This is a genomic window from Pseudoalteromonas sp. P1-25 (genome assembly GCF_001401805.1).
Classification (GTDB): domain Bacteria; phylum Pseudomonadota; class Gammaproteobacteria; order Enterobacterales; family Alteromonadaceae; genus Pseudoalteromonas.
Map to the genome: position 1 here is coordinate 18,349 of NZ_LKDW01000042.1, position 9,098 is coordinate 27,446.

Below are 9,098 nucleotides of genomic sequence, written 5' to 3' on the forward strand. Positions count from 1 at the left end.
ATACAGTCATCGTATAAATCGCACCTTATTACAACATTAAGGTGCGTTTCGCTCAGATGGATCTGTCTTAAAGCTTTTAAGCATACTGTGAGGATCGACACGTTTAGTCTGCTGACTGCACGCCTGTGCCCACCACATAAGTTGGCTAAAAGTACGCGAATAATAATTAAACCACGATTTTTTATCTTCGCTCTCACACGTTGAGCCATCGTTATTTAGCCGCTCTTGCGCCTTAGGTACATGAATCATCGCTGAAACCGGCAAACACCCAAGCTCAGATAAAAAAGTGCGTAAACTAATTGCTGCCCTAAGCCCTCCCCATTGCCCTGCCGAATAAGTGACAATAGCGCTTGGCTTATACGAAAACAACGAGCTACCAAAATGATTTAATAAATCAGCTAATGCTGGGCTCATACTATGATTGTACTCTGGGCTTACCATTATATAGCCATCAGCTTGACTAATTTTATCTGCTAAAGCTGTTAAATGTTCAGGAGCTTGGCTTTTTGCATAGGCAAAATGAGGCTTAAATACATCCTCAGAAGGAAAATCGAGCGCGTCTATAAGCTCAAACTCGTGCTCGCTGTAACGCTCGTTTAAACATTCAAGGCATGACTTAGCCACGCGTTCACCTAACCGAGCTGGCTTGGGTGGCGTGCTATCTCTGATGGTGCCTAAAAAAACTAAAAATTTCATAGATGCCTCTTTATTTAAAAACTTATTACACTTTATGGATTAAGTCTTGTTAGATCAAAAGAAAAGGATCATTTAAATAACAACATATTTTGATTGGAGTTTGTTGACCTTTGCGGACTAAGATTAGTTCAAACTAGGAGCTAGTTAATCACAGCGTGAAGTGTGAAACCCAGTGCCCTAAATAACTGCGGCTAAGTTATTCTAATCACTTATATTCATGTAATAATAAATAAAAACCGAGCAAAGATTTCGAAGCCTGCTCAAACACTTACCTAAATACCAAATAGGTTCCTGCAATTTTAACCCTGAAAAGTCTACAGACCCGGCAGGGTTAGCAAATAGCTCACACTTTTAAATGTACCGTTATTTGCTCGTATTACAATCTATGGGTAGGATAGATTATGCACATTGCTGAAATATAAATACAATTTAAGCGTATTGTGTAATTTACCAGCAAGTAAACATTTGGCTCTTTAATTCTATTTATAAGTTGGTATCCTACGCGGCTTTTTGATAACCCTGTTATAAAAATTAGCCAAGGTGGGCTCTCGCTGCATGGCACATATAGTGGCAGCAATCTAGGTTCAACGTAATAAAACGTTGTTCTAAATTTAAAAGCAAATATTAAGGTAACAGTATGCGATTTGGCCCAGGATTACTTGTAACAGCTGCATTTATTGGCCCCGGAACAATCACCACGGCAAGTGTTGCCGGTGCAAACTTTGGATTTGCATTAATTTGGACATTACTCTTTTCGGTTATGGCCACTATTTTGTTGCAGTCTATGGCTGCTCGATTAGGCGTAGCAACAGGGCAAGATTTAGCGCAAGCGTTACGTGCTCACATTAAAACCCCTTATCTTAAAGCACTTGCTAGCTTTTTAGTAATAAGTGCAATTGGTGTAGGCAGCGCTGCTTATGAAGCCGGAAACCTCAGTGGTGCAAGTATGGGGCTCGTTGGTATTTTCCCAGGGGTAAGTGCGCAAATATGGACACCCGTAATTGCTATATGCAGTGCCATTCTTTTATACAGCGGTAAACACAAAGTGGTAGAAAATGCATTAATACTGCTGGTGATCCTTATGAGCCTGGTATTTATATCTACATTAATTATGGCTGCGCCACCCATTACTCAGTTACTTACTGGGTTTATACCTACAATGCCAAGTGGCTCAATTACAACAGTACTTGCCTTAATTGGCACAACCATAGTGCCGTATAACTTATTTTTGCACTCTGGTGTTTTAGCAGCGCAAGATCATTCTAAAAGTGATAAAGACACTGTTATTAAACAAACTAATTTAGACACAGGTTTATCTATTACGCTCGGTGGTGTGATCACCCTTGCCATTTTATCAACCGCATCTGTTGCCTTTTATGGCACCGATGCCGGTAAAATTAGTGCAGCAAATATGGCCGTACAACTTGAGCCTCTTCTTGGCGAAGCAGCGCACTACTTTTTTGCTATTGGTTTATTTTCTGCAGGGTTAACCAGCGCAATAACAGCCCCACTAGCTGGCGCGTATGCTGTATGTGGCATGCTTGGCTGGTCAAGCGAAATGAGTAACAGCCGTTTTAAAACAGTCGCCATTACTATTTTAGCTTTTGGTGCTTTTGTGGCTTCATTGGGGCTTGACCCTGTTGCGGTGATTATATTTGCACAAGCTGCAAATGGATTACTACTGCCCATAATTACCGCGTATTTGGTGTGGTTAGTTAACCAAAAAACAGTAATGGGCAAATACACCAACTCAACACTTTTAAATGTAGTTATATTACCCGTGCTACTACTTATTTTTTCGTTAAGTTGTTACAAGCTATCAGGGTTGATTTTTTAAAACTAATCAACGTTTAACCATGGGCATGCCCATGGTTAAACATACAACCTTCGCTCCCCTGGCTGCTTTCAACCTGAATGGTGGCATGTTCAATATCAAAGTGGTCATGTAAATGGTGCTGTACTTCAATTAAAAAGTCGTTATTTAATGCGTTGTTCTCTGTTACTAGGTGAACAATAAGCGCAGACTCTGTGGTACTTAGTGGCCACACATGTAAACCATGCACACCTTCAACATGCTCAATGCTTAAAAAATACTGCTTTAGTTTTTCTATACTAATATTTTTAGGGACGGCATCGGTGGCGTAATTGAGCGAGTCTTTAAATAATCCCCATGTGCCAATAAACACAATCACTACAATACTCAAACTTACAACAGGGTCTACCCACTGCCAGTTTTTAAATAAAATAACAATGCCGGCAATAACCACACCTAAAGACACCGCAGCATCGGCCGCCATATGTAAAAAAGCACCTCTAATATTTAAATCGTGCTTTTGCCCTTGTACAAACAGCAATGCAGTTAATGTGTTAATAACTACACCAATAAGCGAAACCACAATAACCGTCATGCCGGTAACCGGCTGAGGGTTATTAAAACGCTCAATTGCTTGCCAAGCTATGCTGATAAGTGCAGCTATAAGTAAAACAGAGCTCATTAACGATGCTAATACGGTAGATTTTTTATAACCAAAGGTACGTTTGTTCGTTGCCGCTTTATTAGCTAACACATTGGCGCCCCATGCGAGCAATAAACTGACAACATCGCTAAGGTTATGCCCTGCATCGGCTAAAAGCGCTAAGGAGTTAGCAAAAAAACCATAGCCTGCTTCTATTAATACAAAGATAAGATTGAGTAAAACACCGATAGCAAATGCACGGTTGTAATGAGTAATATGATGGCTGTGATCGTGACTCATACGACTCCTTACATCAGTAAATAACATTAATTATGTATGTGTGCGAAGATATTTAAGCGTACCTAATAAATAAAACAGCCCATAAATACTGCATACAACTGAGCTTATAATCCAAAACTGCATAGAGTTATGGTGAATAATTTGGCTGGTAGTTAAAAAAGGAATGATTAAACCTGCAATACCGCGCACTAAATAAATTGCAGTGATTAATACCAAAGCCGTTTTTAATAAAGGCAGCTTTAAAATAACACCTGCGCCAGAGAGCGCATACAAGCCCCATATAACAAGTATGGCTGATATAATTAAAGTAACAAAGGTAGGATACGTACTTCCCTGCTTAGCCAACTGCGCCATGTGTTCGCCAGCACCAAAAAAGCGATACCAATCAGGGCCGCCAAAAATACAGGCAATATGTAAAAGTGACGCTATAAAACTTAAAAGCCCCGCTATAACCAATAGCTTATTAAACTTCATATACTTATAAACCTAAGTTATTGGCTTATATAAGCAACAAAACCAATTAACGCTGCGTAAAAGCTAAAACCAAGTAAACATATTAGGTAAACATTTTTAGCTTTATTTGCCTTAAAGCTCACATAATCTTTAATATCAGCTTTAAACTTACCAAAGGTGAATACGTTTAAAATTGCACAGCCGGTAGAGTACAAAATAAACCCTAAAATGGTTTCTATCATTAGCCATATAAAAATATCTAAAGCAATGCTCATAACACTCATCCATTAAGTAACTTAAAAATAGCGTATCAAATTTAAATTTGTTTATCAGTGTATTTATAGCCTTAAGGTGTAACAATAAATTTCGTAAGCCCTATAAGTTGCCCCGACTCGGTTACCACTTTTACCTGCCATTTACCTTGAGCGTCATGCGGAAAATTTACTTTATGCGTCCATGCTCTGTAGCCTTGTTTTCGCCCACCATTAATATTGAGCGTAATTCTATCAATCTCTTTTTTATTGTGTATCCATACATGAAATATCTTTTCATTTAAACCTCGTGGCGCTTTTACTGCGGTCCACGTGTACAGCCCTTCACTATGGAGTGTATATAAATCAAGAGTATCAATGCTGCCTAACGGTTTTTTATGCTCTACATCTATCTTGTGTGCCAAGGTAATATCGGTTAAACGCAAGGCTGCCGGCGGTACAAAACTGCGAAGCTGCCAAACTCCAGCACTTATTGCGCATAAAATTAAAACTAAAATAGGAAAACGCCACCAGCGCGCATCAGGCATTAAGTTTGCTAAGCTAGGTAAAGTAATTAGCACAGAGGTTACAAGTGCAATGGCTAAACTTTGGCTCGTGGTTAGGTTTAATAAAATAGGCAAGGTAACAAGTAAAACCACGAATAATGCAAAGTTATGAAATACTGTGAATAGTGTGCGGTTTTTAGCTAATTTTTTATAGTAAAATGGATCTATTACCGATATTAATGCACACAAAACAATCAGCGATGTAAAAAGTGCTTGTGGGTGATCCCACTGCGTAACCGCTAAAAAAAACGGTAACGCAAAAAATAGGCTTTCTTGCTGCACCATTTGCAGGGCAAAGCGCATTACATTGGGAGATACCGCCACCCCAAAACGCTCTTCTACTTTATCGCGTAGCCAATTATCGATAATCAACCAAAACCAGCTAATAAGTAAAACGATAGCAATAACCTGCGAGAACGACTCTTTTCTATCAACCATTACATAGCTTGCAACTCCTGAACAAAACGCCAATACCGCCAATAACCCAGGTCTTTTTTGCATTGCCACTATAAATTGTGTAATGAGATTTTTTAGTTTATTCATTTATTTAAACGTCCGTGCATAATGATCTTTATTATTATCAAGTTAGTTAAATCAGTGTAACTAAGCGTAGATGAACAACACATAGATGCCTGCAGGTATTCTTTTAGTTGTTGTATTAAAAACAAACCCCATTTAACCGCTATTATAATGAATAACTGGCTATAACACGCCTTTAAAAATGACAGTAATTTTTAAAACGGTAATACAAAGCCCTAATTAAAATAAGGGTTACGGCCATGCCTGAATTTTATTAATGCACAACATGAATTCACCACAACAAACCCACCTAGACGTCTAAACATCTAAAAATCAGACGCTGTACAATTGTTTTACACGCTCAAACACAGAGATATGCTCTCTCAGTAACAGCATTGATTTATATAAATGAATCAAACTCATGTTTTATGTGAAATTAAACCGTTTTTATTAAAACACCGATCAGCGTATAAATTATCCATCGGCCAGCGCTTATAAGCATTAAGCCTGTTTATTACAAAACCATCTTTTGAGCACACCAAAGGCTCAGGTTTTAAATATACAAAATGGATAGAGTCACCATGAATAAAAACATTACATTTAATATTAAAAGTCAGCGCCTTGATGAAAACTACCACCCCGCTGAAAACACCCGTATTACCACTAATTTTGCAAACTTAGCACGAGGCGAGCACCGCCAACAAAACTTAAAAAAAGCGCTCAATATGATCAACAACCGCTTTAATACCCTTGCTAATTGGGATAACCCCACCGGTGAGCGCTACAACCTTGAGCTTGAGATTATTTCTGTAGATATTGGTTTAGATGAAAACAGCCAACGCTTTCCTTCTATAGAAATATTAAAAACAAATATTATTGATAACAAAACAAATAAGCGCATAGAAGGTATTGTTGGTAATAACTTTTCGTCGTACGTACGTGACTACGACTTTAGCGTGTTACTACAACAACATAATAAAAATAAACCGCAATTTAGTATTCCTGATAATTTTGGGGAGTTACATGGCAAGTTGTTTCAATCGTTTGTAAGTTCAAACACCTATAAACAACACTTTAAAAAGCCACCGGTAATTTGCTTAAGTGTGTCAGATAACAAAACCTATCACCGCACCGCTAACGAGCACCCTATTTTAGGCATTGAATACCAACCAAACGAATCGTCGTTAACAGAGCAATACTTTAAAAAAATGGGCTTACAGGTGCGTTACTTTATGCCTGCGAATAGCACAGCCCCTTTTGCATTGTTTTTTGTTGGTGATTTACTAAACGATTACACCAACCTTGAGCTAATAAGCACTATTAGCACCATGGAAACGTTTCAAAAAATTTATCGTCCAGAAATTTACAACGCCAATGCCAAAGCAGGTAATGCCTTTAAGCCTAATTTAAAAAATGCCGACCATTCACTCACACAGATTATTTACGATAGAGATGAGCGCAGTAAATTAGCCGCCGAACAAGGCAAGTTTGCTGAAGAGCATTTTATAAAACCGTATAAATCAGTACTTGAGCAATTTACATCAGCAAACGTCTAACCTTATTTTAATAAATGGTCACCCTTATTATGAAAAAATTATTACCTACCTCTACCGCAGGCAGTTTACCAAAGCCCTTATGGCTTGCAGAGCCAGAAACCCTTTGGTCGCCGTGGAAGCTTAAAAACAACGAACTCATTGAAGGCAAAAAAGACGCCCTGCGCATTGCGCTTCACTCACAGCAACTAGCAGGTATTGATATAGTGAGCGATGGCGAGCAAACACGCCAACATTTTGTAACTACATTTATAGAGCACCTTAACGGTGTTGATTTTGAAAAACGAAAAACCGTAAAAATACGCGACCGTTACGATGCAAGTGTACCAAGCGTAGTGGGCCCTGTTAGCCGCCAAAAACCCGTATTTGTAGAAGATGCTAAGTTTTTGCGCTCGCAAACTAACCAACCTATAAAGTGGGCACTACCCGGACCCATGACCATGATAGATACACTGTATGACGACCACTACAAAAGTCGCGAAAAACTAGCGTGGGAATTTGCTAAAATACTCAACCAAGAAGCCAAAGAACTCGAAGCCGCAGGCGTAGATATTATCCAATTTGATGAGCCCGCGTTTAATGTATTTTTTGATGAAGTAAACGACTGGGGCATTGCCTGTTTAGAGCGCGCAATTGAAGGGTTAAAATGCGAAACCGCAGTGCATATTTGTTACGGCTACGGCATTAAAGCTAACACCGATTGGAAAAAAACATTGGGCAATGAATGGCGCCAGTACGAAGAAGCTTTTCCTAAATTACAGCAATCAAATATTGATATTATCTCACTTGAGTGTCATAACTCGCACGTACCTATGGATTTACTCGAACTCGTTCGTGGTAAAAAAGTAATGGTAGGCGCTATTGATGTTGCCACCAATGAAATAGAAACACCCGAAGAAGTAGCCGCTACTTTACGCAAAGCACTGCAGTTTGTAGATACCGACAAACTCTACCCCTGCACAAACTGCGGCATGGCGCCACTTTCGCGCGAAGTTGCAAACGCTAAGCTTAATGCATTGAGCAAAGGCGCTGAAATAGTAAGAAAAGAGCTATTAGGGTAGTAAAGCTTACTTTAAAACCAGCTATGTAATTAAAACCAGCGCACTTATTTAAAAATAAGCGCGCTAGTGGGTATAGCGACTAAGGGGCTTATAAGCTCAAGCGTATATTTAGCAAAGTTGATTCAGAGTGCTACTTAGCTTTACTAAACTAAATTAAAATTTGTATGTAAAATATTGACATTGCAACAGTAATAAACGTAATAAGTCCTAAAACCACAGTCCGCTCAGGAATAGAATGAACTATCAGTGATGGCATTTTTTTTAAAACAGGAAAAGTTGGGAAAAAGAAAAAAGAATGTTTTTCAAAATTTTTATATTTATCCCACACCTTTGAGAAAAACAGCTTAATACCTGAGAGATACATCACTACAAAGGTAGAAGCCCCAAGCACTTCGACCATGGCCATAAGTTCAATACTTACCATTATTTCTGGCCCAGCTAATAGCATGACTATGATTACCGCCAAAGCGTGCCAAACCCCCTTTGACATCGCTACTTTTATCCTATCAAACACCAAATTTTCCTTGTAAAGCTAACGAGCAGTGACGTAGCTGCATAATTGCGAAGAGCCGCTGCGTTACTGTCCCAGTGAACGTGTTTAGCGTTTTGTTATATGCCGTTTTTTCTACGTCCATCTTCATAAAGAACAAAACAGTCTGCACTAATTTTACGAGAATGTTTTTGTAATTCGCACTCTAGTAAAGCTCTTTTGTTGGCGAGTTCTTGATTCGGATATCCATACCCATAGCCACTTACCCATGCGCCGTCTTTTTCCACGGCAACTGCATAAGCTTTCTGATTCCTATAATCTAGATATCTTTTTATATCACTATCCATTTCCGTTTTTGTAGCTTCTGGAATTGATGTTGTAGCGCAAGAACAAAGAACAACTATTGATAATGGTATTAGAAAAAGCTTCATTGTTTAAAACTCCCTTTTAGGCATATGATGAGCCTGTAGATTAACTCGTTATTAAATTTGTTTTTATTGATTAACAAACCATAGCTGAGTTCCTATTTTGGTTCAATTGATTACTGTATTTTTACACAGAAGATTGAAGTGTTTGATATTGTTTTAAATGGCGTTTTGAATAATTACTAAATCTTATTAAATCTGACACCCAATATAAATCAGCGAACCGAACTGTAATTAATTATTAAATTTGACACCCAATATAAATCAGCGAACCGAACTGTGCCACTAAACATGCTCCTCGGGTGCAGAATTAATTTTTTATTACTTG

At 38.5% G+C, this 9,098-nt stretch carries 10 protein-coding genes; 3 read left to right on the forward strand and 7 right to left on the reverse strand.

Going from position 1 to position 9,098, the window contains the following annotated elements:
- Positions 1-36 precede the first annotated feature (36 nt).
- Positions 37-696, reverse strand: coding sequence for an NADPH-dependent FMN reductase (locus tag AN393_RS18145; protein WP_055018814.1), 660 nt, complete (start codon positions 694-696; stop codon positions 37-39).
- Positions 697-1,333: 637 nt separating this feature from the next.
- On the opposite strand from AN393_RS18145, the gene AN393_RS18150 reads away from it, so the two are divergent.
- Positions 1,334-2,533, forward strand: a complete 1,200-nt coding sequence (locus tag AN393_RS18150; protein WP_055018815.1) for an Nramp family divalent metal transporter — start codon at positions 1,334-1,336, stop codon at positions 2,531-2,533.
- A 13-nt stretch (positions 2,534-2,546) separates the two neighbouring features.
- Here the strand turns inward: AN393_RS18150 and AN393_RS18155 are convergent, their stop codons facing one another.
- The 4 genes from AN393_RS18155 to AN393_RS18170 form a co-directional block, all read right to left on the reverse strand.
- Complete coding sequence (locus AN393_RS18155; protein WP_055018816.1) at positions 2,547-3,452, reverse strand: cation diffusion facilitator family transporter; 906 nt, start codon at positions 3,450-3,452, stop codon at positions 2,547-2,549.
- Positions 3,453-3,482: 30 nt separating this feature from the next.
- Complete coding sequence (locus AN393_RS18160; protein WP_055014770.1) at positions 3,483-3,926, reverse strand: hypothetical protein; 444 nt, start codon at positions 3,924-3,926, stop codon at positions 3,483-3,485.
- Positions 3,927-3,943: 17 nt separating this feature from the next.
- Positions 3,944-4,180 (reverse strand): hypothetical protein, encoded by a 237-nt coding sequence (locus AN393_RS18165; RefSeq protein ID WP_055014769.1) that lies wholly within the window; start codon positions 4,178-4,180, stop codon positions 3,944-3,946.
- Between the two features lie 71 nt (positions 4,181-4,251).
- A complete protein-coding gene (locus AN393_RS18170; RefSeq protein WP_055014768.1) occupies positions 4,252-5,265 on the reverse strand; it encodes a DUF5924 family protein in 1,014 nt (337 codons plus the stop codon).
- A gap of 557 nt (positions 5,266-5,822) precedes the next feature.
- Between AN393_RS18170 and AN393_RS18175 the strand changes: the two genes are divergently transcribed.
- Both AN393_RS18175 and AN393_RS18180 read left to right on the forward strand, forming a co-directional pair.
- Positions 5,823-6,797, forward strand: coding sequence for a DUF1852 domain-containing protein (locus tag AN393_RS18175; protein WP_055014767.1), 975 nt, complete (start codon positions 5,823-5,825; stop codon positions 6,795-6,797).
- A 29-nt stretch (positions 6,798-6,826) separates the two neighbouring features.
- Positions 6,827-7,855: a methionine synthase gene (locus tag AN393_RS18180; protein ID WP_055018817.1), complete on the forward strand. Its 1,029-nt coding sequence runs from the start codon at positions 6,827-6,829 to the stop codon at positions 7,853-7,855.
- Between the two features lie 148 nt (positions 7,856-8,003).
- Here the strand turns inward: AN393_RS18180 and AN393_RS18185 are convergent, their stop codons facing one another.
- Together AN393_RS18185 and AN393_RS18190 are read right to left on the reverse strand one after the other, a co-directional pair.
- Entirely contained in the window at positions 8,004-8,369 is a 366-nt protein-coding gene (locus AN393_RS18185; RefSeq protein WP_055018818.1) for a hypothetical protein, read from the reverse strand.
- A 95-nt stretch (positions 8,370-8,464) separates the two neighbouring features.
- Positions 8,465-8,776: a hypothetical protein gene (locus tag AN393_RS18190; protein ID WP_055018819.1), complete on the reverse strand. Its 312-nt coding sequence runs from the start codon at positions 8,774-8,776 to the stop codon at positions 8,465-8,467.
- Positions 8,777-9,098 lie beyond the last annotated feature (322 nt).

Excerpts from the sequence above, each read along its gene's own strand:
- AN393_RS18175 (WP_055014767.1), top strand. The coding sequence starts at position 5,823 with ATGAATAAAAACATTACATTTAATATTAAAAGTCAGCGCCTTGATGAA.
- AN393_RS18150 (WP_055018815.1), top strand. The coding sequence starts at position 1,334 with ATGCGATTTGGCCCAGGATTACTTGTAACAGCTGCATTTATTGGCCCC.
- AN393_RS18180 (WP_055018817.1), top strand. The coding sequence starts at position 6,827 with ATGAAAAAATTATTACCTACCTCTACCGCAGGCAGTTTACCAAAGCCC.
- AN393_RS18155 (WP_055018816.1), bottom strand. The coding sequence starts at position 3,452 with ATGAGTCACGATCACAGCCATCATATTACTCATTACAACCGTGCATTT.
- AN393_RS18190 (WP_055018819.1), bottom strand. The coding sequence starts at position 8,776 with ATGAAGCTTTTTCTAATACCATTATCAATAGTTGTTCTTTGTTCTTGC.
- AN393_RS18145 (WP_055018814.1), bottom strand. The coding sequence starts at position 696 with ATGAAATTTTTAGTTTTTTTAGGCACCATCAGAGATAGCACGCCACCC.
- AN393_RS18170 (WP_055014768.1), bottom strand. The coding sequence starts at position 5,265 with ATGAATAAACTAAAAAATCTCATTACACAATTTATAGTGGCAATGCAA.
- AN393_RS18165 (WP_055014769.1), bottom strand. The coding sequence starts at position 4,180 with ATGAGCATTGCTTTAGATATTTTTATATGGCTAATGATAGAAACCATT.
- AN393_RS18160 (WP_055014770.1), bottom strand. The coding sequence starts at position 3,926 with ATGAAGTTTAATAAGCTATTGGTTATAGCGGGGCTTTTAAGTTTTATA.